The sequence below is a fragment of the Streptomyces sp. SID3212 genome (assembly GCF_009865405.1).
Taxonomy (GTDB): Bacteria; Actinomycetota; Actinomycetes; order Streptomycetales; family Streptomycetaceae; genus Streptomyces.
The window spans coordinates 1-24,507 of sequence record NZ_WWJY01000825.1 but is presented as its reverse complement, the minus strand read 5'-3'; the positions used below and the strand labels follow the sequence as shown (position 1 = coordinate 24,507).

Below are 24,507 nucleotides of genomic sequence, written 5' to 3'. Positions count from 1 at the left end.
GCCGCCTGGACGCCCCACGTCCCCCCGCCCCGTCCCGCGTGGTCGCGGAGAACACCCCCCACCCCCGCGAACCCCTCAAAACCCCCTGACGCCCCGCCCCCCACTGTCCTCAATCGCCGGACGGGCTCAGGGACGCACCCGGCCCGTCGCACCGAACGCTTCGTCCTCAATCGCCGGACGGGCTTCAGAGCGCGCCCCGGGTCGTCAGCGCGACGCGGCCGCGCGGGGCGCTTCCGTCCTCAATCGCCGGACGGGCTGAGAGCCGGACGGCCATTCCCAGCCCCTCCGGCGTCAACGCCCCGCCCCAGCCCAACCCACCCCGCCGAAGGCCGAGCGCAGCCACTCCCAGCCCGTCCGGCGTTTGAGGACGGACCGGCATCCGGACGGTCCCGCGCTTAACGTCCCGCCCCGGCCAACGTCTCGGCGCAGGATGTCCCGCCGTAGGCCGTGCGGGCGGCCACACCCAGCCCGTCCGGCGTTTGAGGACGGACCGGCATCCGGACGGTCCCGCGCTTAACGTCCCGCCCCGGCCAACGTCCCGGCGCGGGACGCCCCGCCGAAGGCCGAGCGCGGTCACACCCAGCCCGTCCGGCGCTTGAGGACAAAGCCTCCCCCGGGCGGGCCCGGGCACGGGGCTCCGGGTCAGCCCGAAGGGGACTCCCGCCACCGGTTCGTGATCGGGAGGCGGCGGTCCTTGCCGAAACCCTTCGCCGAGATCTTCGTCCCCGGCGGATACTGCCGCCGCTTGTACTCCGCCACGTCCACCATCCGCAGCGTCCGCGTCACCAGCTCCTCCTCGAACCCGGCCGCCACAATCGCGTCCTTGCCCGTGTCCCGGTCCACGTACAGCTCCAGGATCCGGTCCAGGACGTCGTAGTCCGGCAGCGAGTCCGTGTCGACCTGGCCAGGACGCAGCTCCGCGCTCGGGGGCTTGCTGATCGAGTTCTCCGGGATCGGCGGCGTCTGCCCCCGCTCCTCCGCCGCGCGGTTGCGCCACCGCGCCAGCCGGAACACGGTCGTCTTGTAGACGTCCTTGATCGGCCCGTACGCGCCGACCGAGTCCCCGTACAGCGTCGAATACCCCACCGCCAGCTCGGACTTGTTGCCCGGCGCGAGCACGATCTGGCCCTCCTGGTTGGACACCGCCATCAGCGTCGTCCCGCGTAGCCGCGACTGGAGGTTCTCCTCCGCCAGACCCGTCAGGCCCAGCGCGTCCATGTACGCGTCGAACATCGGCTCGATGACCACCGTGCGCAGGTTGAGGCCCGTACGCCGGGCCAGTTCGGCCGCGTCGTCCTTCGAGTGGTCCGAGGAGTACTTGGACGGCATGGAGATGCCGTACACGTTCTCCGCCCCCACCGCGTCGCACGCGATCGCCGCGACCAGCGCCGAGTCGATGCCCCCGGAGAGCCCGATCAGGACGGACCGGAAGCCGTTCTTCGCCGCGTACGCGCGCAGCCCCACCACCAGCGCCGAGTAGATCTCCTCGTCGTCCTCCAGCCGCTCCGCGTACCCGCCGGACAGCTCACGCTCGTACGCCGGCAGCGGCTCCTCGGAGAGGACCACGTGGTCGATCACCAGCCCGTCGTCCACCACACCCGACGGCGGCACCGCGGGCGCGGCCGGCAGATCGAGGTCGAGCACCACACAGCCCTCCGCGAACTGCGGCGCACGCGCGACCACTTCGCCGTCCTTGTCGACGACGATCGAGTCCCCGTCGAAGACCAGCTCGTCCTGGCCGCCGATCATCGCGACGTACGCCGTGGTGCAGCCCGCCTCCTGGGCGCGCTTGCGCACCAGGTCCAGGCGGGTGTCGTCCTTCTCCTTCTCGTACGGAGAGGCGTTGATGGAGATCAGCAGTCCGGCACCGGCCGAGCAGGTCGCCGGGACCCGCCCGCCGTCCTGCCAGAGGTCCTCGCAGATCGCCAGCGCGATGTCGATGCCGTGGACCCGTACGACGGGCAGGGTGTTGCCCGGCACGAAGTACCGGAACTCGTCGAACACCCCGTAGTTCGGCAGATGGTGCTTGGCGAACGTCAGCACCACCTCCCCGCCGAACAGCACCGCGCCCGCGTTCTGCGGCGCGCCCGCGGGCTGGCCGTACCGGGGCTGGGCCTTCTCGGAACGGTCGAGGTACCCGACGATCACCGGCCGCCCGCCGAAGCCCTCGGCGTCCAGGCGGCCCGCGAGGGCGCGCAGGGCGTCCCGGGACGCCTCGACGAAGGACGACCGCAGGGCGAGGTCCTCGACGGGGTAGCCGGTCAGCACCATCTCGGGGAACGCGACGACATGCGCTCCCTGCTCGACGGCGTGCCGGGTCCAGTGCACGATCGCCTCGGCATTCGCGGCGAGATCGCCGACGGTCGAGTCGATCTGATTCAGAGCGAGGCGTAGTTGAGGCACGGTGTCAGTGTAATCGTCTTTCTGACGCGATGTCGTGCGGTGGGAGGTGGGTGTGGCCGGTCCCACTCCGGCGGGGACGGAGCTCGCACTCCCGGGAGGGGCGGGCCGGTCACGTACCGTACGGAGATCTCAGCCGTGTCCGGCAGGGGTACGAGGACCTCAGCCCCGCGCGTACACCTGCTCCACCCACGCGCCCATCTGCGACTCGGTCAGGTGCCTGGCCAGGTCGGCCTCGCTGATCATCCCGACCAGCCGCTTGTCCTGGATGACCGGGAGCCGGCGGATCTGGTGGCTCTGCATCTCCCGGAGCACCTCGCCCACGTCCGCGTCCGAGTCGATCCAGCGCGGGGTGCCCTGGGCGAGATCGCCCGCGGTGATCTTCGACGGGTCGTGGCCCATCGCCACACAGCCGACGACGATGTCGCGGTCCGTGAGAATGCCCGCGAGCCGTTCCTGCTCGTCGGCGATGAGCAGCGACCCGACCTCCTTCTCGCGCATGATCTGCGCGGCGCGGTCGAGGGTCTCGTGGGCGGGGATCCACTGGGCCCCCGGGTGCATGATGTCCTTGGCGGTGGTCATGGGGTCGTACCTCCTGCGTGTCCTGGCCGTACTCCCCGAGCCCCATCCATTCTCCGGGGGCGGTCCGGATGACGCGACCGCGCGACCCCGACCGTACGATCCCGCGACCCGACCGTACGACCGTACGACCGTACGACCCCGCGACTGTGCGGGGGCCGACCGTACGAGGGCCGGGCGGACGAGGAAGAAGCCCCCCGCCCGCCCCGCGACACCGCCGCCGTCACGCCCGGGGCTTCGCCCCCCGCTCCTTCAGCAGGTCCGCCATCAGCCGTATCTCCGACTCCTGCGCCGTCACCATGCCCTGCGCCAGGTCACGCTCCGTACCCGCCGCGCACAGATCGACACACCCTTGCGCCATCATCACGCCACCCTTGTGGTGGTCGGTCATGAGCTGGAGGTACAGCACCTCGGCCGCCTTGCCGCGCGCCTTCCGCAGCCGCTCCAGCTCCGTCGTCGTGGCCATGCCCTCCATCAGCGCGCCGTCGTGCGGCTCGAACATCGCGTGCCTGGCGCCCATCCGCATGTCCATCGGCATCCACGCCATCGGCTCCGCGCCCGACTCGACCTTCGGCAGCTTCCACAGGTCGAGCCAGCCCAGCAGCATCCCGCGCTGGTTCGCCTGCGTGTTGGCGATGTCGTACGCCAGCCGGCGCACGTCCTCGTCGTCCGTGCTGTCCCGGACGATGAAGGACATCTCCACCGCCTGCTGGTGGTGGAGCGCCATGTCACGCGCGAAGCCCGCGTCCGGCGAGCCCGCCGAGGGGGTACGGGGGGCTCCCGCGCCGTCGTCCCGCCCGGCGGAGGCCACCGTCGCCGCGCCGGCGAAGAGCAGCGCCAGCACGACGGCCGCGATCGCCGCCCACTGCGTACGGTTCACCGAGGCCACGACCCCGAGCCTCACTGCGCGCCCATTCCACCCGTGCAGGCGGCGCCCGGCTCGGGGGTCTGCGGGCCCTGCACGTACTTCGTGAGGAACTGGTTCACCCGCGGGTCCGACGCCTTGTCGACCGTGAGCTGCTTGCCCCACGCGCTCAGCATGATCGTGCCGGCCTGGTCCTTGTACGGGCTCAGCAGCGTGTACGAGGTCTTCTCGACCTTGTCGGTCAGCGTCTTGACGTCGTCGTCCGAGGCCTTGTCGTTGTACGTGACCCAGACCGCGCCGTGCTCCAGCGAGTGCACCGCGTTCATGTCCGGTATCGCGTCCTTGTAGACGTTCCGGTCGCAGTTCATCCAGACCTGGTTGTGGTCACCGCCGACCGGCGGCTTCATCGGGTACTTCACCGCTTCGGTGACGTGGTTACGGGTCAGCTTCTTGGCGTCCCACGACTTCTCGCCCTTCACGGGCTCCTTGGCGGCGGCCTGTTCCTGTTCCTTCTGGTCCGACTCCTTGTTCAGGATCACGGCGCCGAAGGCGACGAGACCCGCGACGACGACGGCACTCACCGAGATCGTGATGATGCGACTGCGCCGCTCGCGGGCCTGCTCGGCGCGGCGCATCTGCTCTATTCGGGCCTTGCGCTCGGCGGACTGGGACTTGGAAGCCATGGTGTCTGTCCTTCTGGGGGTGACTGCGTACGTACGTGACGGGTGGGGTGATCTCGGGAATCCCGCGCACAAGGGCGCCGGGTTCCCCGGCTGGGCTACGTCTTGGACTACGTCCGCAGTACTTGAAGGACGTGGAGGTCAGGCGCGCGCGCCCGCGCGCCGGGGCGGGGGAGCCGGCCGTCCGGGGCCGCCGGTCCGACCAGCGGATACGGGACTCCGGCGTCCAGAGGGGCGGCCGGCGGCGGTACGGTGAGCACGGCCGGGCTCAGGTGCGGGAAGTATCCGCAGTCGTTGCCGTCGTACGGGCAGCTGTATCGGGCCACGGGCTCGTTCACGGGAGTGAACGGGGCGGCGGCGGCACGATGATGGCTGTCGGGGCCCCGGGCGGAGTCCCCGGCGGGCCCGTCGGCGGCACCCAGACAGACGAAGAGCGCGGCGAACAGCGTCGCCACGGCACTCAGCAGTGCCATGGGACGCGTGATGCGCGTGCGGCGGGCTCCCCCCATGAGCGCAGATCGTAGTGCGTACTGCCCCGGTAGCAGCAGTGAGGAGCCGCTTCCGGTCGGTGATCGGGCCGACGGGCCCACCCGTTGCGGTACGAACCGGGCGCGGGCGCGGTACAAAGAGGCATGGCCGACCGAGCAGAGCCACCACGTCGCGCCGAAGGACCGTCGGATCCGAGCGGCGATCCGGCCGCGGCCCCGGCGGTCGACCCGACCGCCGATCCGACGCCCGACCCGGCCGCCGATCCGACGCCCGACCCGACCGCCGACCCCGGCGGGGCGATCCCCGGTGACGTCGACGCGGTGACGCACGCCGTGCTCGCCGCGTCCCGGCTGCTCGTCGCCATCTCCGTACGCGCGCTGGCAGCCGTCCCGGACCGGGTGACCCTTCCGCAGTACCGCCTGCTGGTGGTCCTCGACACCCACGGCGACGCCAAGCTCGTGGAGGTCGCCGAGCGGCTGGGCGTGAACCCCTCGACGGCCATGCGCATGCTGGACCGGCTGATCGCGGCGGGCCTCGCCGCCCGGCGGAGCAACCCGGCCAGCCGCCGCGAGACCCTGCTGCGGCTCACGCCGGACGGCAGGCGGCTGGTGGACGAGGTCTCGGCCGCCCGCCGCCGCGAGATCACGGCGATCGTCGAACGGCTGCCACCCGAACAGCGCGCCGATCTGGTCACGGCGCTGACGGCGTTCACCGAGGCGGGCGGGGAACCTCCGGCTCCGGTCGGGGACTCGGAGCCGTACCCCTTGGGCTGGTCGGACACCCACGCGAGGCAGAGCGACGACGGCCCCGAGGACCGCCCCGACAACCGGCCCGACAACCGACTCGGCCCCTGACCCGCCGACCGGACCGAGGGACCGACCCGCCGCCGGAGGTACCGGCGTACCCGCCGAGCAGGCACTATGGGCAGAGACCCGTACATCCGCGCGACGGAAGGCGTTGGACCGGGGTTCGCAACGCGCCGGAAATCGTGTGGTGGGATGCTCGTGTGCCCCAACGTGCCCCTCGGCATGGGAGCAGGTGGCCTGACCAGCAAGGATGGGTAGGACAGCGATATGGACAAGCAGCAGGAATTTGTGCTCCGCACACTGGAGGAGCGCGACATCCGCTTCGTACGGCTTTGGTTCACCGACGTGCTCGGCTTCCTGAAGTCGGTCGCCGTGGCGCCCGCCGAGCTGGAGCAGGCCTTCGACGAGGGCATGGGATTCGACGGCTCGGCGATCGAGGGCTTCGCCCGCGTGTACGAGTCGGACATGATCGCCAAGCCCGACCCGGGCACGTTCCAGATCCTGCCCTGGCGCGCGGAGGCCCCCGGCACGGCGCGGATGTTCTGCGACATCCTGATGCCCGACGGCTCGCCCTCCTTCGCCGACCCGCGGTACGTCCTCAAGCGGATGCTCGCCAAGACCTCGGACCTGGGTTTCACCTTCTACACCCACCCCGAGATCGAGTTCTTCCTGCTGAAGGACAAGCCGCTGGACGGCTCGCGGCCCACCCCCGCCGACAACTCCGGCTACTTCGACCACACGCCCCAGAACGTCGGCATGGACTTCCGCCGCCAGGCGATCACCATGCTCGAATCCATGGGGATCTCGGTGGAGTTCAGCCACCACGAGGGCGCGCCGGGACAGCAGGAGATCGACCTCCGTTACGCGGACGCGCTCTCCACGGCCGACAACATCATGACGTTCCGTCTGGTGATGAAGCAGGTCGCGCTGGAGCAGGGCATCAACGCCACGTTCATGCCCAAGCCCTTCTCGGAGTACCCGGGTTCGGGCATGCACACCCACCTCTCCCTCTTCGAGGGCGACCGCAACGCGTTCTACGAGTCGGGCTCGGAGTACCAACTCTCCAAGGTCGGCCGCTCGTTCATCGCCGGCCTGCTCAAGCACGCCGCCGAGATCTCGGCCGTCACCAACCAGTGGGTCAACTCCTACAAGCGCATCTGGGGCGGCTCCACCCGCACCGCGGGCTCGGGCGGCGAGGCCCCCTCGTACATCTGCTGGGGCCACAACAACCGCTCCGCGCTGATCCGGGTCCCGATGTACAAGCCCGGCAAGACCGGCTCGGCCCGCGTGGAGGTCCGCTCGATCGACTCCGGCGCCAACCCCTACCTGACCTACGCGGTCCTCCTCGCGGCAGGCCTCAAGGGCGTGGAGGAGGGCTACGAACTCCCGGCCGGCGCCGACGACGACGTCTGGGCCCTCTCCGACGCCGAACGCCGAGCGATGGGCATCGAACCCCTCCCCCAGAACCTGGGCGAGGCGATCTCCCTGATGGAACGCAGCGAACTGGTGGCGGAAACCCTCGGCGAACACGTCTTCGACTTCTTCCTCCGCAACAAGAAGCAGGAGTGGGAGGAATACCGCAGCGAGGTAACCGCCTTCGAACTCCGCAAGAACCTCCCGGTGTTGTAGCCCCGCCCCGGTCGCCACCGGCACACCACGGCTCCGGCCCGACGGCACCAACCCGTCGAGCCGGGGCCGTGTCAGGTTTCCAGGGCTGTTGCCGTCAGGTGGAAGCCCAGGCGGGTATAGATGCGGGCCACTTGGGGGTCCGTGGCGCCCAGGAAGACGGTGTGGGCCTTGCGGGAGCGGGCCTCGCGGATCAGGGCCGCGGTGACCGCCAGGGCCAGGCCCCGGCGGCGGGCCGTGGGGAGGGTGGCGACGGCGCAGATCTCGGTGACGCCGTCGACCACTCCCGGGAGCAGGCCCGAGCTGACGGCGACGCCGTCCTCCACCGCCGCGACCAGCGTGGTGCTGCCCTCGCGGATGCGACGGGCCATGAGGGCCGTCTCGGGGGCGTGTCGTGTCTGTGCCTCCGGCAGGTCCGCCGGGCCCACGTCGCCCACGTGGGTGCCCAGGTTCGCGAAGGACAGGTACGCGGTGGCCACCGCGCTGGGCAGCCACGGGGAGTCCGGCGCGAGGGTCACGACCTGGACCCCTGGTGGGGTGAGGTCGGCCAGGGGTGGGGTGGGAGCCTCCTCCGGGAGTATCAGGAGGGGGCGGGGCGTGACCGGCAGGCCCGCTTCCTCCACCGCAGGACGCAGGCCCGGCGCCGACTCGTGGACCCACTCGAAGCTCTCGGGGACGCCCAGTTCACGCTGACGCGCCCGGACGTCCGCGACGTCCGCCGCGGTGACGGGCCGGCCCCGCCAGCCCTGGGTCGGGCGGGCATGGAGCGGTCTGCCCCCGTCCTCCCGTACGAACAGGGTCAGCGGTCCGAAGTCCTCGGCCCGGCCGATCCGGCGGGGCAGGGTGTCGCGGTACCGGTCGACCCGGTCGAGCGGATCGAGTGGGTCGAGTACGTCGAGTGGGGCTGTTGGATGGTGTGTCACCTCGGAAGCACATCATCGGGTCATCGTCCCGGACCAGTGATTTACGCGGTACGGCCGTCAGAGGCGCCGGCGCGTCCGGCTGTACGGCGCGTCAGAAGCGCCAGCGCGTCTGGCTGTACGGCGCCTTGCCGAAGCCGAAGGCCGTCCGGGGCGCCACCTCGTGGACCTCGGCCACGTTCCCCCGGTCGCCCGCGAAGCCGCCGTCCCGTACGTCGAAGTGCCACTCGGCGCCGTACTTCGCCTCCCACGCCCGTGCCAGCGCCATCAGGCGCGCCTCGTCCGTCACGCGGACCGCCGTGCCCTCGACCACCAGGTCGCAGCCCCCGGCCAGAACGTTCGTGCCGGTCGTCAGGATCACCTCCGGGTTCCGCGCGAGGTTCCGGCTCTTGCGCTCCTCGGGGCCGGTGCAGAAGTACAGCGCGCCGTCCGACCACACCGCCAGCAGCGGGGTGACGTGCGGGCGGCCCTCGGGCCGTACGGTCGTCAGCCAGAACAGCTCCGCCGACGTCAGCAGGGCCACCGCCTCCTGCCACGAGGTCGCCGTCGCCTGCGGCTCGCCGTAACGGGTGTCCAGTTCCGTACGGGGTTCGGATTCCTTCGGTGCCATCGTCCGCTCCTGGTGCGTTTCGGTTCGGGGCCGGGGCCGGGGCCGGGGCCGGGGGCCGGGGTTCGGGGCCGGGATCTCGCAGGGACGGACCCGCCCCTCGGCCCCAAGTCATCGCTCCTCTTCCCGACCGCGCCGCACGCGGCCGGTCCCGCCTTCCCTCCCTGCGGTTACGCTCGATCCCCTCAGCTTGATCGGGAACGCTGGCGGGAACGCGGACGGGAGACGGCGACATGACGATGCCGGGGCGCAGGAGCAGTATCTTCACCCGTCTGCTCCGCCACGGCTTCACCGATCCGTCCGGCGCCGAGCGGCTTCTCGACGTCCCGGAGATGGCGACCGTACGGTCCGACCCGCTGTTCCTCGACGCGCTCGGCGCCACCGCCGACCCCGATCTCGCCCTGCGCGGTCTCGTACGGCTCGTGGAGGCGGCCAACCCGGGGGAGCGGCGGGTCCTGCTGGACACCCTGCTCACCGCGAAGCCCCTCCGGGACCGGCTGCTCGGCGTGCTCGGCGCGTCCGAGGCGCTCGGCGACCACCTGGCCAGGCACCCGCACGACTGGCACGTGCTGGTGACGTACGAGTCGACCGACCTGCACCCCGGAGTCGCGGAGTTCGAACGCGGACTCGCCGACGCCACCGACCCCGTCTCCCTGCGCATCGCCTACCGCCGCTGCCTGCTCGCCATCGCGGCCAGGGACGTCTGCGGCACGATCGACATCGCCCAGACCGCCGCCGAACTCGCCGACCTGGCCACCGCGACCCTCCGCGCCGCCCTCGCGATCGCCCGCGCCGCCGCGCCCGAGGACGCCGCCGCCTGCCGGCTCGCCGTCATCGCGATGGGCAAGTGCGGCGGACACGAGCTGAACTACATCTCCGACGTGGACGTGATCTTCGTCGGCGGCCTTCCCGAGGCCCCCGCCGGGACGATGGAGAACGGCGAGGACGGAGGCGCCGGCCTCAACACCGACGAGGGCAAGGCCGTCCAGGCCGCCACCCGCCTCGCCTCCCACCTCATGCGCATCTGCTCCGAGACCACCGTCGAAGGCTCCATCTGGCCCGTCGACGCCAACCTCCGCCCCGAAGGCCGCAACGGCCCCCTCGTCCGCACCCTGAGCAGCCACCTCGCCTACTACCAGCGCTGGGCCAAGACCTGGGAGTTCCAGGCACTCCTCAAGGCCCGCGCCGTCGCCGGGGACGTACCGCTCGGCGCCGAGTACATCGACGCCGTCTCCCCCCTCGTCTGGCAGGCCGCCGACCGCGAGCACTTCGTCCCCGACGTGCAGAAGATGCGCCGCCGCGTCGTGGACAACATCCCCGCCGCCCAGCTGGACCGTGAACTCAAGCTCGGCCCCGGCGGTCTGCGCGACGTCGAATTCGCCGTCCAGCTCCTCCAGTTGGTCCACGGCCGCGGCGACACCTCCCTCCGCAGCGGCTCCACGCTCGACGCCCTCGGCGCGCTCGCCGCCGGCGGTTACGTGGGCAGGGCGGACGCGGCCCAACTGGACGACGCCTACCGCTTCCTGCGCTCCATGGAGCACCGCATCCAGCTCCACCGGCTGCGCCGCACCCACCTGGTCCCCGAGGACGAGGCCGACCTGCGCCGCCTCGGCCGCTCCCTCGGCCTGCGCGGCGACCCCGTCGTGGAGCTCAACAAGGCCTGGAAACGCCACGCTTCGGTCGTACGGCGTCTGCACGAGAAGATCTTCTACCGGCCCCTGCTCGACGCGGTCGCCCAACTCGCCCCCGGCGAGACCCGGTTGAGTACGAAGGCGGCCCGCCAGCGCCTCGAAGCGCTCGGGTACGCCGACCCGGCCGCCGCCCTGCGCCACCTGGAGGCCCTGTCGTCCGGGGTGAGCCGCAAGGCGGCGATCCAGCGGACGCTGCTCCCCGTGCTGCTCGGCTGGTTCGCCGACTCCGCCGACCCCGACGCCGGTCTGCTCGGCTTCCGCAAGGTGTCCGACGCGCTCGGCAAGACCCCCTGGTACCTGCGGCTGCTGCGCGACGAGGGCGCGGCCGCCGAGAACCTGGCACGGGTGCTGTCCGCCGGCCGCCTCGCCCCCGACCTGCTGCTCCGCGCCCCCGAGTCGGTCGCGATCCTCGGCGACCCCCACGGGCTCGTGCCGCACGACCGTGCCCACCTCGAACAGGAGGTCATCGCGGCGATCGGCCGCGCGGAGACCGCCGAGGGCGCCGTCGCGACGGCCCGCGGGATGCGCCGCCGCGAGCTGTTCCGTACGACGGCCGCCGACATCATCGGCTCGTACGGCACCGAGGAGAGCCCCGCCGAGGAGGACCCGGGCGCGCTGGTCGACCGGGTCGGCAACGCCCTCACCGATCTCAACGCCGCCACCCTCGCCGGCGCCCTGCGCGCCGCCGTCGGCGGCCACTGGGGCGACACACTCCCCACCAGGTTCGCCGTCATCGGCATGGGCCGGTTCGGCGGGCACGAGATGGGTTACGGCTCCGACGCGGACGTCGTCTTCGTCCACGAACCCCGCGAGGGCGTCGGCGACCAGGAAGCGGCCCAGGCGGCGAACGCCGTGGTCGCCGAGATGCGCCGCCTCCTCGAAGTCCCCAGCCCGGAACCGCCGTTGCTGATCGACGCCGACCTGCGCCCCGAGGGCAAGAGCGGCCCCATGGTCCGTACGCTCGCCTCCTACGCCGCGTACTACCGGCGCTGGTCGCTGGTCTGGGAGAGCCAGGCCCTGCTGCGCGCCGAACCGATGGCGGGCGACGCCGACCTCGGCCGCCGCTTCGTCGAGCTGATCGACCCGCTGCGCTACCCGTCCGAGGGCCTGGCCGAGGACGCCGCGCGCGAGATCCGCCGCCTCAAGGCGCGGATGGAGACGGAACGGATGCCGAGGGGCGCCGACCCGACCCTGCACACCAAACTGGGCCGCGGCGGGCTCTCGGACGTCGAGTGGACGATCCAGCTGCTCCAGATGCGGCACGCCTGGGCGGTGCCGGGCCTGCGGACCACCCGGACCCGCCGGGCGCTCGCGGCGGCGCGGGAGGCCGGGCTGATGTCGGAGGAGGACGCGCAGACCCTGGACGACGCGTGGGTGCTGGCGACCCGGGTCAGGAACGGGGTGATGCTCGTACGGGGCAGGCCCGGCGACACCTTCCCGTCGGACGGCCGCGAGCTGGGCGCGATGGGGCGTTACCTGGGGTACGGGGCGGGTCCGACGCGGGGCCAGACGCTGGAGGTGCACAGCGGGGACATGCTGGACGACTACCGCAGGACGACGCGCCGGGCGCGTGGGGTGATGGAGAGGCTGTTCTACGGGGCGGAGTGAGCCCCACCACCGGGCTCAGCACTCGATCCCTGCTTCTTCTTCGGCCGCCGCCCGTCCACGTAACGCGGCAGGCTGTACGGCAGTGAGCCGTACCAGAGGTACGAGACGGTGAAGCCGAACGCCAGGCACACCAGGCCCCCCGCCGCGTCCAGCCAGAAGTGGTTCGCGGTGGCCACGATCACCAGCAGCGTCACCACGGGGTAGAGCAGCCCGAGGATCCGCACCCACGGGATCCGGCACAGCGCGAAGATCGTCAGCCCCGACCAGGTCGACCAGCCGATGTGCATCGACGGCATCGCCGCGTACTGGTTCGACACGGTCTTGAGGTTGTCCGAGGACAGCGAGCCCCACGTGTGGTGCAGGGAGACGGTGTCGATGAAGTGGCCGTTGGTCATCAGCCGGGGCGGCGCGAGCGGGAACAGGTAGTAGCCGAGCAGGGCCACGACGGTGGTCGCCAGCAGGACCAGGCGGGCCGCCGAGTAGCGCCCCGGATGACTGCGGAACAGCCAGATCAGCACCCCGAGGGTGATGATGAAGTGCAGGGTGGCGTAGTAGTAGTTCATCCCTACGATGAGCCACGTCACGGAATTGACGCCGTGGTTGACGGCCCGCTCGAAGCCGAGTCCCAGCAGGCGTTCCGCGTGCCAGATCCGGTCGGCGTTCTCCAGGGCCTTCGTACGCTGTTCGGGTACGGCGTTGCGGATCAGCGAGTAGATCCAGTAACTCACCGCGATCAGCAGGATTTCGAACCAGAGGCGGGGCTTGCGGGGTGTCCGGAGCCGCCGGATGAACGTGTGCATCTCCACCGGTTCGGTTTCCGTGTCCCTCGCTGTGTCTGTCGTGTCAGCCACCTCGTCGGTGAAGGGCGACGAGCCGGTCCTCCGGGCCGCCTGCGCCTTCACGGTCGATTCACCCATAGCCAGGAGTCTGCCAGATCCGGACTCCCCGACCGATCATCCCCCGGTCGGGTCGGTCCCGCATTCGCTACGCCCCGCGGACGAGGCGGGGGCGCCTCACCGACGACGCGGGACGCCCTACGGACGACGTCCGGGCCCCGATGCCGTCGACCCGCGGACCACCAGTTCGGGCATGAAGACGAACTCGCTGTGGGGGGCCGGGGTGCCCCCGATCTCCTCCAGGAGCGTACGGACCGCGGCCTGGCCCATCGACGGCACCGGCTTGCGGACCGTGGTGAGCGGCGGGTCCGTGAAGGCTATGAGGGGGGAGTCGTCGAAACCGACGACCGAGAGGTCCCGCGGCACGTCCAGCCCCATGCGCCGCCCGGCCCTGATCGCGCCGAGCGCCATCATGTCGCTCGCGCAGACCACCGCCGTGCAGCCCCGTTCGATCAGGGCGGTGGCCGCCGCCTGACCACCCTCCAGAGTGAACAGCGACTGCTGGATCAGCTCGTCCGTCTCGGCCGGCGACAGGCCGAGCAGCTCGTGGACCGTGGCCCGGAAGCCCTCGATCTTGCGCAGTACCGGCACGAACCGCTCCGGCCCCACGGCCAGGCCGATCCGGTGGTGCCCCAGCGAGACGAGGTGCGTCACGGCGAGCCGTACGGCGGCCCGGTCGTCCGGCGAGATGAAGGGGGCCCGCACCTTCGGCGAGAAGCCGTCCACCAGGACGAACGGCACCCCCTGGGCGCGCAGCTTCTCGTACCGCCGCATGTCCGCCGACGTGTCGGCGTGCAGTCCGGAGACGAAGATGATGCCGGAGACGTCCCGCTCGACCAGCATCTCGGTCAGCTCGTCCTCGGTGGAGCCGCCGGGGGTCTGGGTCGCCAGGACCGGGGTGTACCCCTGACGGGTGAGCGCCTGCCCTATCACCTGGGCGAGCGCCGGGAAGATCGGGTTCTCCAGCTCCGGGGTGATCAGGCCGACCAGCCCCGCGCTGCGGCGGCGGAGGCGCACGGGGCGTTCGTACCCGAGGACGTCGAGTGCGGCGAGTACGGATTCGCGGGTGGCCGCGGCAACCCCGGGCTTGCCGTTCAGAACGCGGCTGACCGTCGCTTCGCTGACCCCCGCCTGGGCTGCGATGTCGGCAAGCCGTGCGGTCATGGGAGTGGACTGTACCGGTGGTTCACCGGATTGCCCACCGGACGGCCGGGGAGCGGACGCACCCCCGTTCTGCAAGATCTTGCGAAACCTTTCTGCCCTGTCCGTGCCGGACTTCCGTACCCGGTCAGGTCGTACGGCCCTGCCACGCCTGGGCACTTGTCACCGTCACCGGGCCCGGCGGAAATCTGCCGCAAGGCCTTTCGGGTTTCTTGCAACGCTGTTACTTTCACGTCCGACCCGGAGCCGCAACGGAGCGGTACGGCAGTTGAAGGAGTTCGGATGCGACGTGGCATAACGGCCACAGCCCTGGCCGTGACCCTGGCCCTCGCCGTGACCGCGTGCGGTGGTGACGACACGTCGGACGGCGGCAAGAGCGCCGGGGGTGAACTGTCGGGGAAGGTCACCTGGTGGGACACGTCGACCGTCGGCAGCGAGGACAAGGTTTTCGAGCAGCTCGCCGAGGGCTTCGAGAAACTGCATCCCAAGGTCGACGTCGTGTACGTCAACGTGCCCTTCGGCGACGCCCAGAACAAGTTCAAGAACGCCGCGCAGGCGGACTCCGGCGCCCCCGACGTCATCCGCTCCGAGGTCGCCTGGACACCCGAGTTCGCCGACCTGGGCTATCTCGCGCCGCTGGACGGCACCCCGGCGCTCAAGGACGAGAAGGACTTCCTGCCCCAGGCCGCCGCCTCCACCCGCTACGCCGGCAAGACCTACGCCGTGCCGCAGGTCATCGACTCCATGGGCATCTTCTACAACAAGAAGATCTTCAAGGAGGCGGGGGTGGAAGTCCCCGCGAGCGTGGACGAGTTGAAGGCCACCGCCAAGACGATCAAGGACAGGACCGGGAAGACGGGCCTGTACCTGCGCGGTGACGACGCGTACTGGTTCCTGTCCTTCCTGTACGGCGAGGGCGGCAACCTCGTGGACGCCGACAGCAAGACCGTCACGGTCGACGACGCCGCCGGCGTCAAGGCACTGACCGTCGTCAAGGACCTGGTCGACTCGGGCGCGGCCCGGACCGACGCCACGGACGGCTGGGAGAACATGCAGGCCGCGTTCAAGGACGGCAAGGTCGCCATGATGATCAACGGTCCCTGGGCCGTCACCGACACGTACGGCGGTGCGCAGTTCAAGGACAAGGCCAACCTCGGCATCGCGCCCGTCCCCGCCGGATCCGCCGCACAGGGCGCTCCCCAGGGCGGCCACAACCTCGCCGTCTACGCGGGCTCCAGGAATCTGGACGCCTCGTACGCCTTCACCGAGTACATGACCTCCGTGCAGAGCCAGACGCAGGTCGCGGAGAAACTGAGCCTGCTGCCCACCCGTACCTCCGTCTACACCCGGCCCGGGGTCGCGGACAACGAGATCGTCGGCTTCTTCAAGCCCGTCGTGGACAAGGCCGTAGAGCGCCCCTGGATCCCGGAGACCGGCAGCCTCTTCGCGCCGCTCGTCACCGAGTACACCAAGGTCCTCACCGGCCAGACCACCCCGGAGAAGGGCGCCTCGGCCACCGGGGACGCGTACCGCAAGCTGCTCAAGGGCTGGAAGTAACAGGAAGGCGGGCCGGCTGATGGCCGTCCAGACCGGCCGGTCGGTGGCGAGGACCCCGGGCGAACACACCGCCCGCGGGCCCCGCCGCGGCACCGGCACCCCCTCCGGCGGGCTCCGCCGCGCCGTCTCCACGCACTGGTACGCGTGGGCCATGGTCGCCCCGGTCGTCGCCGTGATCGGCGTGATCATCGGGTATCCCCTGGTACGGGGCGTCTACTTGTCGCTCACCGACGCCAACGAGCGCAACGTCGCACGCCACATCGGCGTCAACAACCTGCCCGCCACCTACGAGTTCGTCGGACTGGACAACTACCGGGCGGCCCTGACGGGGGATCAGTTCCTCTCCACCCTCGGCTGGACGCTGGTGTGGACGGTGTCCTGCGTCGCCGTCACCTTCGCGCTGGGCCTGGGCCTCGCCACGCTCCTCAACCGCCGGATCGCGGGGCGCTCGCTCTACCGGATGCTGCTGATCCTGCCCTGGGCCGTCCCGGGCTTCGTCTCCGTCTTCGCCTGGCGCTTCCTCTACAACGAGGACCGCGGGCTCCTCAACAGACTGCTCGCCGGCGGCGGCATCGACGCCGTGCCCTGGCTCAACGACCCGACCTGGGCCAAGTTCTCGGTCATCGCCGTCAACATCTGGCTCGGGGTGCCGTTCATGATGGTCGCCCTGCTCGGCGGCCTCCAGTCGATCTCCGGCGAGATGTACGAGGCGGCCGAGATGGACGGCGCCAACGCCTGGCAGCGCTTCGCGCACATCACCCTGCCGGGGCTGCGGCCCGTCAGCACGACCGTGATCCTGCTCTCCACCATCTGGACGTTCAACATGTTCCCGGTGATCTTCCTGCTGACCCGCGGCGGACCCGGCGAGGCCACCCAGATCCTGGTCACGCAGGCGTACAAGTTCTCCTTCGAGATCAGCCCCCGCGACTACGCGCAGTCCTCCACCTGGGGTGTGCTGATCCTCGTCCTGCTGATGCTCTTCGCCGCGCTCTACCGGCGCGTGCTCCGCAACCAGGGAGACAGCTGGTGACCCTCGCCGCGCCCGACACCGCGACCGACACCCCGTCCGCCGCCGCGCGGGTCACCGCCGTGCCCCACGCCGGTCACCGGCACCGCCGTTCACCCCTGGCCTCCGTCGCGCTGCACACCACCCTGGTCGTGGCCTCGGTGATCGCGGTCTTCCCCGTGCTGTGGGTCCTGCTGACCTCGCTCAAGCCCGCCGCCCACGCCACCACCACCGACTTCTTCAAGGACCCGACCTTCGCGAACTACACCGGGCTGCTCCGCGACACCCCGTTCCTCACCTGGTTCGGCAACTCGCTGGTCATCGCCGGACTCACCACCGTGCTCGGGGTCTTCGTCGCCGCCACCACCGGCTACGCCGTCAGCCGCTTCCGCTTCCCCGGCAAGCGCGGGCTGATGTGGACGCTGCTGGTCACCCAGATGTTCCCGGTCGCCGTCCTCATCGTGCCGATCTACAACATCATGGCCGGGCTCGGGCTGCTCAACGACCCGGCCGGCCTGGTGATCACGTACCTCACCATCGCCGTGCCGTTCTGCGCCTGGATGATGAAGGGGTTCTTCGACACCATCCCCCGCGAAATCGACGAGTCCGGCATGGTCGACGGGCTCACGCCCTTCGGCACCTTCTGGCGCCTCGTCCTGCCGCTCGCCAAGCCGGGGCTCGCGGTGACCGCCTTCTACTCCTTCATCACCGCGTGGGGCGAGGTCGCCTACGCCTCCGCGTTCATGGTCGGCGACGAGAACCTCACCCTCGCCGGCGGCCTCCAGAAGTTCGTCAACCAGTACGGGGCCCAGTGGGGCCCGATGTCCGCCGCGTCCGTACTCATCGCCGTCCCCGCCGCGCTGGTCTTCCTCTTCGCCCAGCGCCATCTCGTCACCGGCATGTCCGCCGGTGCGGTGAAGGGCTGACCCCGCGCGGGCCCGCCCGCTTGCCACACCTCCCGGACACCTCTCCGCCCCCTCAGACACTCCAGGAACCACATGACCCAGCACCTCACCGCCCCTTCCGCCCCCTCCGCCCGCCCGGCCGCCAGGACGTCCGACGACGCCCGGGGCCACCGTCCGGGCTGGTGGCGGGACGCGGTGATCTACCAGGTCTACCCGCGCAGCTTCGCCGACGCGAACGGCGACGCGATGGGTGACCTCGACGGGGTACGCCGCCGGCTCCCGTACCTCAGGGACCTCGGGGTCGACGCCGTCTGGCTCAGCCCGTTCTACGCCTCCCCGCAGGCCGACGCGGGCTACGACGTCGCCGACTACCGTGCCATCGACCCGATGTTCGGCACCCTGCACGACGCCGACGCGCTGATCAGGGACGCGCACGACCTGGGCCTGCGGATCATCGTCGACGTCGTGCCCAACCACTCGTCCGTGGCGCACGACTGGTTCAGGCGCGCCCTGCGCGAGGGCCCCGGCTCCGCGCTGCGGGCCCGCTACCACTTCCGCCCCGGCAAGGGCGCCCACGGTGAACTCCCGCCCAACGACTGGCAGTCCGTCTTCGGCGGGCCCGCCTGGACCCGGACGACCGACCCCGACGGCACCCCCGGCGACTGGTACCTGCACCTCTTCGCCCCCGAACAGCCCGACTTCGACTGGACGCACCCGGCCGTCGCCGACGAGTTCCGCTCGATCCTGCGCTTCTGGCTGGACATGGGCGTGGACGGCTTCCGTATCGACGTCGCCCACGGACTGGTCAAGGCCGACGGACTCCCCGACCTCGGCGGGGACGCCCAACTCCGGCTGCTCGCCAACGAGATCACGCCGTTCTTCGACCAGGACGGCGTCCACGAGATCTACCGGCAGTGGCGCACGATCCTCGACGAGTACCCGGACGAGCGCATCGCCGTCGCCGAGGCCTGGACGCGGACCGTGGAGCGCACCGCGCGGTACGTACGCCCCGACGAACTGCACCAGGCCTTCAACTTCCAGTACCTGGCCACCTCCTGGGACGGCGAGGCGCTGCGCGAGGTCATCGACGCCTCGCTCGCCGCGATGCGGCCCGTCGGCGCCCCCGCCACCTGGGTGCTCTCCAACCACGACGTCACCCGCCACGCGACCCGCTTCGCCGGGCCGCCCCTCGCGAGCACCCAGACGCGCGAGCCCGGCAACCGCGAACTGGGCCTGCGGCGGGCCCGCGCCGCGACGATGCTCATGCTGGCGCTGCCCGGATCCGCGTACGTCTACCAGGGCGAGGAACTGGGCCTGCCCGACGTCACCGACCTGCCCGACGAGGCCAGGCAGGACCCCTCGTACTTCCGCGCGGACGGCCAGGACGGCTTCCGCGACGGCTGCCGGGTCCCGATCCCCTGGACGCGTGAGGGGAGTTCGTACGGGTTCGGCAGCGCGGGCAGCTGGCTGCCGCAGCCTGCGGGCTGGGGCGAGCTGAGCGTCGAGGCGCAGACCGGCGACCCGTCCTCGACCCTGGAGCTGTACCGCGCCGCGCTGGCCGTGCGGCGCGAGCACCCGGGGCTCGGCGCGGGGGACTCGGTGGAGTGGCTGGACGCGCCCCCGGGTGTGCTGGCCTTCACCCGGGCCGGCTTCGCCTGCACGGTCAACACCACCTCGGAGCCGGTACGGATCCCCGTACGCGGCCGGCTCCTGCTGTCGAGCGGCCCGGTGACGCCCGACGGCACCCACGCCGACCTGCCGCCGGACACGACGGCGTGGTGGACGCTCTGAGCGAAGCCGAAGCCGAAGCCGGAGCCGGAGCCGTACCCCTGGCCACACCCGTACCCGTCCCCCCGAACCGCACCACACCGTAAGGAGCCTTGAGGGCAGAGCGCGTCGCCACGCGAGGCCGCACCACCGTCACCCGCACACCCCCACCAGTGCTGGAGGAACCATGGTCCGCAGATCCCTCGCCGCCGCGCTCGCCCTCGGGGCGGCCGCCACCGCCCTCGCCGTCCCCGCCGGGACCGCGCAGGCCGTCCCGCCGGGCACCAAGGACGTCACCGCCGTCCTCTTCGAGTGGACGTTCGCGTCCGTCGCCAAGGCGTGCACGGACACCCTCGGCCCGGCCGGGTACGGATACGTCCAGGTCTCGCCGCCCCAGGAGCACATCCAGGGCGGCCAGTGGTGGACCTCGTACCAGCCGGTCAGCTACCGGATCGCCGGCCGCCTCGGCGACCGCGCCGCCTTCTCGTCCATGGTCGGCACCTGCCACGCGGCCGGGGTCAAGGTCGTCGCCGACAGCGTCATCAACCACATGGCCGCCGGCGACGGCACCGGCACCGGCGGCTCCCCGTACACCAAGTACACGTACCCCGGCATCTATTCGGGCGCCGACCTGGACGACTGCCGGGCGCAGATCAGCAACTACCAGGACCGGGCGAACGTGCAGAACTGCGAACTCGTCGGCCTCGCGGACCTGGACACCGGTGAACCGTACGTACGCGGCCGGATCGCCGCGTACCTCAACGACCTGCTCTCGCTGGGCGTCGACGGCTTCCGGATCGACGCCGCCAAGCACATGCCGGCCGGCGACCTCGCCGACATCAAGAGCCGGCTGACCAACCCCGGCGCCTACTGGAAGCAGGAGGTCATCTACGGCGCGGGGGAGGCGATATCGCCCGACGAGTACCTCAACACCGGTGACGTACAGGAGTTCCGGTACGGGCGCAGCCTCAAGCAGGTCTTCCTCAACGAGAACCTCGCCTACCTGAAGAACTATGGCGAGGGCTGGGCCTTCATGCGGGGCGACAAGGCGGCCGTCTTCGTCGACAACCACGACACCGAGCGCGGCGGCGACACCCTCAGCTACAAGGACGGCGCCAACTACACCCTCGCCAACGTCTTCATGCTGGCCTGGCCCTACGGCTCACCCGACATCAACTCCGGTTACGAGTTCACCGACCGGGACGCCGGGCCGCCCAACGGCGGCACGGTCAGGGCCTGTTACAGCGACGGCTGGAAGTGCCAGCACGCCTGGCGGGAGATCGCCTCCATGGTCGGCTTCCGCAACACCACCCGGGGCCAGGCCGTCACCCGGTGGTGGGACAACGGCGGCGACCAGATCGCGTTCGGCCGGGGGACGAAGGGGTACGTGGCCCTCAACCACGAAGGATCCGCGCTGACCCGTACCTTCGAGACGTCCCTGCCCCCGGGGAACTACTGCGACGTCCAGAGCGGCCGGCGGGTCACCGTCGACAGCGCCGGGAAGTTCACGGCAACACTCGGCTCCAACACGGCGGTTGCCCTCCACGCGGGCGCCAGGAACTGCTGACACCCGGCGCCGGAACGGGCGCGGCGGGGCCGTTTGATACGGATCTTGTAACGGACCCCGCCGCGTCCGTGTGAACCGCGCGCGGCGGGAAATCAGAGGGGTATGACGTCCACCGACGTGCAACCGGAACAGAGCCAGCACAAGCCCCGCCCGGCGGGGCTGTCCTGGTGGAGCAAGCTGCTCATCACCCTCGTCGCCGTCGCGGCGCTGCTCTTCGCCGGCAGCAAGCTGGACCTGATCCCCGGGTTCGGCGACGTCTTCGGCAGCGAGACGAAGGACCGGACAGGGCCGACCCTGCTCCAGTCCATGCAGGACCTCGACCGCTACGAAGCCGCCTCGGGCAACTTCCAGGTGGTCGTGGACCTGGAGAAGGACGCCAAGTACCTGCCCGACGCCATCCGCGGCACCCGTACCCTCTACGTCGGCGCCGGTACGGTCAGCGCCTTCGTGGACTTCGGCGGCATCGGCGAGAACAGCGTCACCACGGACAAGGAACGGACCATGGCGACGATCCGGCTGCCGCACGCGCAGCTGGGCAAGCCCGCGCTCGACCCCGACCGCTCCTACGCCGTCTCCAAGCAGCGGGGTCTGCTGGACCGGCTCGGTGACCTGTTCTCGGACAACGCGGCGAGCGAGCGGGCCGTGAACCAGCTGGCCGCCAAGCACATCGGGGAGGCGGCCAAGGACAGCGAACTGGCCGACCGCGCCGAGAAGAACACCACCAGCATGCTGGAGGGCCTGCTGCGGTCCCTCGGCTTCACCCAGGTCACCGTCGTCTACGGCACCAGCTGACCGACCGCCCCGGCCGGCCTTCTACGGGAGGCGCTGGCCCGGGAGTTGAGTACCCAGCCCCATGAGCCGGCCGAGCAGATCGCCGAACGGGCCTTCGGCCGGCTCGTCGGCGACGATCCGCAGCAGGATCGCCGCCATCTCCGCGTCGTACGCGGCGCTCACCGCGGCGAGCGCCGCGAAGTCGTGCACGAGCTGCAACTCCAGCTCCGCGCGCGGGATGTCCCGGCCGTCCAGCCAGATCAGCGCCGTCGACTCGGCGAGCGACACCCAGGACCGGACGACCAGGTGCAGCCGCGCGGGCGGGGTCGTCACCTCCAGATGGGACAGGATCTGGACGTACGCGGCCTGCCGCACCTCGTCGATCATCGCGTTCGCCGTCGAGGAACCCACCGCGGGGCCGCCGCGCATCAGCGCGGAGAAACCGGGACCGTGCTCCTCCACGAAGTCGAAGAACCGCCCCATGACCCGCGACAGCCGGGCCCCGAGCGGTCCTTCCCTCGGCTCCACGAACCGCTCCGCCAACTCGTCGGCCGCCCGGCGCAGCGCCGCCTCGTACAGGCTCTGCTTGCCGGGGAAGTAGTGGTAGACGAGGGGCCGGGAGATGCCGGCCGCGGCGGCGATCTCGTCGATGGAGACGTCCTCGGGGGAGCGGTGGCTGAACAGTTCCAGCGCGACACCGATCAGCTGTTGCTTCCGCTCTTCGACGCCCATCCTGCGGCGCACCCCGGTCGTCATACGAACAGCCTAACGGGCACGCTCCCCGGGGTGTCGATTACGCTGCCGGTCCATGACCTCAACTGACCCGGACCAGCCGATAGAGACACCCGCCGAGGGTCCGACGTCCGGTCTGACGCGTGAACTGACGCCCCGTCAGGCACGGGCGCTGCGGGTCGCGCTCGCGTCGGTGCTGCTGGTGGCGATGGCCGTACTGCTGGCGGTACGGCTGGCGGAGCGCACGTCGGTCCTGGTGGTGGGGGTGTACGGGCTGGCGATGGTCCTGTGCGGTGTGGTGATCGAGCTGAGCCGCAACGGCCGTACACGCCTGGGTACTTGGCTGCTGGCGGTGTGCCTGCTGTCGGCGCTGGGGGCGGACTGGCTGCTGCCGTAGGACGCGCGGGCCGCGCCCGGTGACGGCGTACGGCCCCGGTCACGCCGGCACGCCTCGTGTCAGCGCGGCACGCCACGCGTCAGCGCCCCTCACCGCGTCACCGCAGCGCTCCCACCGACCCGCCGCCCTCCACGGCCCCCTTCAGCTCCGCCCGCGCCCCGGCCGAGGCCCGTACCGCCAGCATCCGCCCCTTCGCGGTGCCCTTCACCCCGCCCGACACCTCCAGCGACCTGAACTCCTCGCTGCCCGCCGCCAGGACGTACCACTGGCCGCCCCGGGACTTCCAGAGCACCCCGGCCAGCACCTCACGCGGCCCCCGCGCCCCGCACGCGAGGGAGTCCTCCGCGCGGGCCGCGATCGCCCCCGCCGACGCGGGCTTCGTGGCGGACGGGGGCTGGAACTGCGCCAGCACCCGGCTCCCCGTACCCCGCCAGGTCTCCGCGCGGGTGCACAGCCACTCCGCCGTGCCGTTCGCCTCCGGCAGCGTCTGGCGCGCGAACGCCCAGGAGTTCACCGACCGCACCCCGTGCGAGCGGACCGTGGGCAACAGACACGCGGTCCTGGCCCACGCCACCCGGTCCTGCGTGCTCGACACGTCCGACGGGGACGACGGCGGCCCGGACGTCAGCCGCGCCGGTGTCAGCTCGCCGAGGTCCGTGAGCAGCCGGTCGTGGGACCCGTCCCGGAGGTCGAGGGTGTCCCAGGACCCGCAGTCCCGGGCCGTCGCCGGGCTGCCCATGGGCTCCGTCACCCCGTCCGCGTCCCGCCCCAGCGGCCGGGCGGGCGCCTGGGGGTCGCGCAGATCCCGTACGGACGTACGGCTCACCCAAGGCGCCGTCAGATAGCGGACGTTGCTGTCGGAGCGCGCCACCACCAGCGCCCCGGAGGCGGCCCCGTCCGCGCCGTCGACCCGGGCGAAGTCCAGCCCCGCCGCGTCGCCGCCGTCGGCCGCCTCGGCGTACCGCACGACCCGCAGGCCGTCGTACAGCAGCACGATCCGCGCGGCGTCGACCCGGCCCGCGTACAGCAACTGCGGTGATCCCATGGGCGGTCCCGAGGGGGTCCCGGGGGTGGTGGAGACCTGGACGGTACGGCCCGGCCGCGCCCAGACCGCCAGCGCCCGCCGCAGCAGCCCCGTGTCGTTGGCCAGCGCGCCACGGGTGGGCCAGGCGGAGAAGTCGGTACGGGCGGAGCCCTCCCAGAAGGCGGGCGCGACCCGCCGCACCTTCGCCGGATCGAGGGCGGCCTGGGCCATGGGGTTGCGGGCGTACGAGGGGGCCGCGGCGCTCTCGGGTCCCCAGCCGTCCCCCGGCAGCCCGAGCAGGGTCCCGCAGACGAGCAGGGCGGCGGTGGCGGCGAGCGCGGCCTTCGCGTGCTGGCGCCGGCGCATCAGGTCGGTGGGCCTGGCCTGGAGCGAGCAGGGGTCGAACTCGGGCGACCGCAGCAGCGCGCCGCTCTCCGGCGTCTCGGCGGCGAC

The 24,507-nt window shown here is 71.4% G+C and carries 20 protein-coding genes and 1 pseudogene; 10 read left to right on the top strand and 11 right to left on the bottom strand.

Annotated features, from left to right (window positions below; translation table 11 throughout):
- Positions 1–642: 642 nt before the first annotated feature.
- From GT042_RS24850 to GT042_RS24830, 5 genes are all read right to left on the bottom strand, one after another.
- Positions 643–2,403, bottom strand: a complete 1,761-nt coding sequence (locus tag GT042_RS24850; protein ID WP_161310953.1) for an NAD+ synthase — start codon at positions 2,401–2,403, stop codon at positions 643–645.
- A 159-nt stretch (positions 2,404–2,562) separates the two neighbouring features.
- On the bottom strand, positions 2,563–2,982 hold the full coding sequence (locus GT042_RS24845) for a CBS domain-containing protein (protein ID WP_161310952.1): 420 nt from the start codon (positions 2,980–2,982) through the stop codon (positions 2,563–2,565).
- A gap of 220 nt (positions 2,983–3,202) precedes the next feature.
- On the bottom strand, positions 3,203–3,859 hold the full coding sequence (locus GT042_RS24840) for a DUF305 domain-containing protein (RefSeq protein ID WP_161310956.1): 657 nt from the start codon (positions 3,857–3,859) through the stop codon (positions 3,203–3,205).
- A gap of 20 nt (positions 3,860–3,879) precedes the next feature.
- Complete coding sequence (locus GT042_RS24835) at positions 3,880–4,527, bottom strand: DUF3105 domain-containing protein (protein WP_202533681.1); 648 nt, start codon at positions 4,525–4,527, stop codon at positions 3,880–3,882.
- Positions 4,528–4,634: 107 nt separating this feature from the next.
- Positions 4,635–4,997, bottom strand: a complete 363-nt coding sequence (locus GT042_RS24830) for a hypothetical protein (protein WP_237531140.1) — start codon at positions 4,995–4,997, stop codon at positions 4,635–4,637.
- Positions 4,998–5,312: 315 nt separating this feature from the next.
- Here GT042_RS24830 and GT042_RS24825 point away from each other — a divergent pair, with 315 nt between their 5' ends.
- Together GT042_RS24825 and GT042_RS24820 are read left to right on the top strand one after the other, a co-directional pair.
- On the top strand, positions 5,313–5,867 hold the full coding sequence (locus tag GT042_RS24825; RefSeq protein WP_345943904.1) for a MarR family transcriptional regulator: 555 nt from the start codon (positions 5,313–5,315) through the stop codon (positions 5,865–5,867).
- 219 nt (positions 5,868–6,086) lie between these two features.
- Complete coding sequence (locus GT042_RS24820) at positions 6,087–7,448, top strand: glutamine synthetase family protein (protein WP_161310949.1); 1,362 nt, start codon at positions 6,087–6,089, stop codon at positions 7,446–7,448.
- Between the two features lie 71 nt (positions 7,449–7,519).
- On the opposite strand, the gene GT042_RS24815 is transcribed toward GT042_RS24820, so the two are convergent.
- Positions 7,520–8,368 carry a GNAT family N-acetyltransferase gene (locus GT042_RS24815; protein WP_161310948.1) on the bottom strand — a complete coding sequence of 283 codons (849 nt, stop codon included), beginning with the start codon at positions 8,366–8,368 and terminating at the stop codon, positions 7,520–7,522.
- A 91-nt stretch (positions 8,369–8,459) separates the two neighbouring features.
- Positions 8,460–8,975: a pyridoxamine 5'-phosphate oxidase family protein gene (locus tag GT042_RS24810; protein ID WP_161310947.1), complete on the bottom strand. Its 516-nt coding sequence runs from the start codon at positions 8,973–8,975 to the stop codon at positions 8,460–8,462.
- 230 nt (positions 8,976–9,205) lie between these two features.
- Between GT042_RS24810 and GT042_RS24805 the strand changes: the two genes are divergently transcribed.
- Positions 9,206–12,271 carry a bifunctional [glutamine synthetase] adenylyltransferase/[glutamine synthetase]-adenylyl-L-tyrosine phosphorylase gene (locus tag GT042_RS24805; RefSeq protein ID WP_161310946.1) on the top strand — a complete coding sequence of 1,022 codons (3,066 nt, stop codon included), beginning with the start codon at positions 9,206–9,208 and terminating at the stop codon, positions 12,269–12,271.
- On the opposite strand, the gene GT042_RS24800 is transcribed toward GT042_RS24805, so the two are convergent.
- Both GT042_RS24800 and GT042_RS24795 read right to left on the bottom strand, forming a co-directional pair.
- Positions 12,256–13,071 carry a phosphatase PAP2 family protein gene (locus tag GT042_RS24800; RefSeq protein WP_237531143.1) on the bottom strand — a complete coding sequence of 272 codons (816 nt, stop codon included), beginning with the start codon at positions 13,069–13,071 and terminating at the stop codon, positions 12,256–12,258. The two genes, GT042_RS24805 and GT042_RS24800, sit on opposite strands and share 16 nt — an antisense overlap.
- 234 nt (positions 13,072–13,305) lie before the next feature.
- Complete coding sequence (locus GT042_RS24795) at positions 13,306–14,331, bottom strand: LacI family DNA-binding transcriptional regulator (protein WP_161310944.1); 1,026 nt, start codon at positions 14,329–14,331, stop codon at positions 13,306–13,308.
- A gap of 279 nt (positions 14,332–14,610) precedes the next feature.
- Between GT042_RS24795 and GT042_RS24790 the strand changes: the two genes are divergently transcribed.
- From GT042_RS24790 to GT042_RS24765, 6 genes and pseudogenes are all read left to right on the top strand, one after another.
- Positions 14,611–15,885 (top strand): extracellular solute-binding protein, encoded by a 1,275-nt coding sequence (locus GT042_RS24790; RefSeq protein ID WP_161310943.1) that lies wholly within the window; start codon positions 14,611–14,613, stop codon positions 15,883–15,885.
- Between the two features lie 19 nt (positions 15,886–15,904).
- Positions 15,905–16,915, top strand: coding sequence for a sugar ABC transporter permease (locus GT042_RS24785; RefSeq protein WP_161310942.1), 1,011 nt, complete (start codon positions 15,905–15,907; stop codon positions 16,913–16,915).
- A 59-nt stretch (positions 16,916–16,974) separates the two neighbouring features.
- Positions 16,975–17,817, top strand: a complete 843-nt coding sequence (locus GT042_RS24780; protein ID WP_161310954.1) for a carbohydrate ABC transporter permease — start codon at positions 16,975–16,977, stop codon at positions 17,815–17,817.
- A gap of 72 nt (positions 17,818–17,889) precedes the next feature.
- The gene (locus tag GT042_RS24775; RefSeq protein WP_161310941.1) at positions 17,890–19,587 is read left to right on the top strand and encodes a glycoside hydrolase family 13 protein; all 1,698 of its coding nucleotides are present in this window, start codon (positions 17,890–17,892) and stop codon (positions 19,585–19,587) included.
- A 163-nt stretch (positions 19,588–19,750) separates the two neighbouring features.
- Positions 19,751–21,127, top strand: a pseudogene (locus GT042_RS24770) (alpha-amylase family protein); the annotation flags it as partial.
- Positions 21,128–21,232: 105 nt separating this feature from the next.
- Positions 21,233–21,922, top strand: coding sequence for a DUF4230 domain-containing protein (locus GT042_RS24765; RefSeq protein WP_161310939.1), 690 nt, complete (start codon positions 21,233–21,235; stop codon positions 21,920–21,922).
- A 21-nt stretch (positions 21,923–21,943) separates the two neighbouring features.
- Here the strand turns inward: GT042_RS24765 and GT042_RS24760 are convergent, their stop codons facing one another.
- The gene (locus GT042_RS24760; protein WP_161310938.1) at positions 21,944–22,657 is read right to left on the bottom strand and encodes a TetR/AcrR family transcriptional regulator; all 714 of its coding nucleotides are present in this window, start codon (positions 22,655–22,657) and stop codon (positions 21,944–21,946) included.
- Positions 22,658–22,709: 52 nt separating this feature from the next.
- Between GT042_RS24760 and GT042_RS24755 the strand changes: the two genes are divergently transcribed.
- A complete protein-coding gene (locus GT042_RS24755; RefSeq protein WP_161310937.1) occupies positions 22,710–23,030 on the top strand; it encodes a hypothetical protein in 321 nt (106 codons plus the stop codon).
- A 97-nt stretch (positions 23,031–23,127) separates the two neighbouring features.
- On the opposite strand, the gene GT042_RS24750 is transcribed toward GT042_RS24755, so the two are convergent.
- A partial coding sequence (locus GT042_RS24750; protein WP_161310936.1) for a hypothetical protein occupies positions 23,128–24,507 on the bottom strand: 1,380 nt, incomplete at its 5' end.

Excerpts from the sequence above, each read along its gene's own strand:
- GT042_RS24845 (WP_161310952.1), bottom strand. The coding sequence starts at position 2,982 with ATGACCACCGCCAAGGACATCATGCACCCGGGGGCCCAGTGGATCCCC.
- GT042_RS24835 (WP_202533681.1), bottom strand. The coding sequence starts at position 4,527 with ATGGCTTCCAAGTCCCAGTCCGCCGAGCGCAAGGCCCGAATAGAGCAG.
- GT042_RS24830 (WP_237531140.1), bottom strand. The coding sequence starts at position 4,997 with ATGGCACTGCTGAGTGCCGTGGCGACGCTGTTCGCCGCGCTCTTCGTC.
- GT042_RS24820 (WP_161310949.1), top strand. The coding sequence starts at position 6,087 with ATGGACAAGCAGCAGGAATTTGTGCTCCGCACACTGGAGGAGCGCGAC.
- GT042_RS24810 (WP_161310947.1), bottom strand. The coding sequence starts at position 8,975 with ATGGCACCGAAGGAATCCGAACCCCGTACGGAACTGGACACCCGTTAC.
- GT042_RS24805 (WP_161310946.1), top strand. The coding sequence starts at position 9,206 with ATGACGATGCCGGGGCGCAGGAGCAGTATCTTCACCCGTCTGCTCCGC.
- GT042_RS24800 (WP_237531143.1), bottom strand. The coding sequence starts at position 13,071 with ATGCACACGTTCATCCGGCGGCTCCGGACACCCCGCAAGCCCCGCCTC.
- GT042_RS24795 (WP_161310944.1), bottom strand. The coding sequence starts at position 14,331 with ATGACCGCACGGCTTGCCGACATCGCAGCCCAGGCGGGGGTCAGCGAA.
- GT042_RS24790 (WP_161310943.1), top strand. The coding sequence starts at position 14,611 with ATGCGACGTGGCATAACGGCCACAGCCCTGGCCGTGACCCTGGCCCTC.
- GT042_RS24785 (WP_161310942.1), top strand. The coding sequence starts at position 15,905 with ATGGCCGTCCAGACCGGCCGGTCGGTGGCGAGGACCCCGGGCGAACAC.
- GT042_RS24775 (WP_161310941.1), top strand. The coding sequence starts at position 17,890 with ATGACCCAGCACCTCACCGCCCCTTCCGCCCCCTCCGCCCGCCCGGCC.
- GT042_RS24765 (WP_161310939.1), top strand. The coding sequence starts at position 21,233 with ATGACGTCCACCGACGTGCAACCGGAACAGAGCCAGCACAAGCCCCGC.
- GT042_RS24760 (WP_161310938.1), bottom strand. The coding sequence starts at position 22,657 with ATGACGACCGGGGTGCGCCGCAGGATGGGCGTCGAAGAGCGGAAGCAA.
- GT042_RS24755 (WP_161310937.1), top strand. The coding sequence starts at position 22,710 with ATGACCTCAACTGACCCGGACCAGCCGATAGAGACACCCGCCGAGGGT.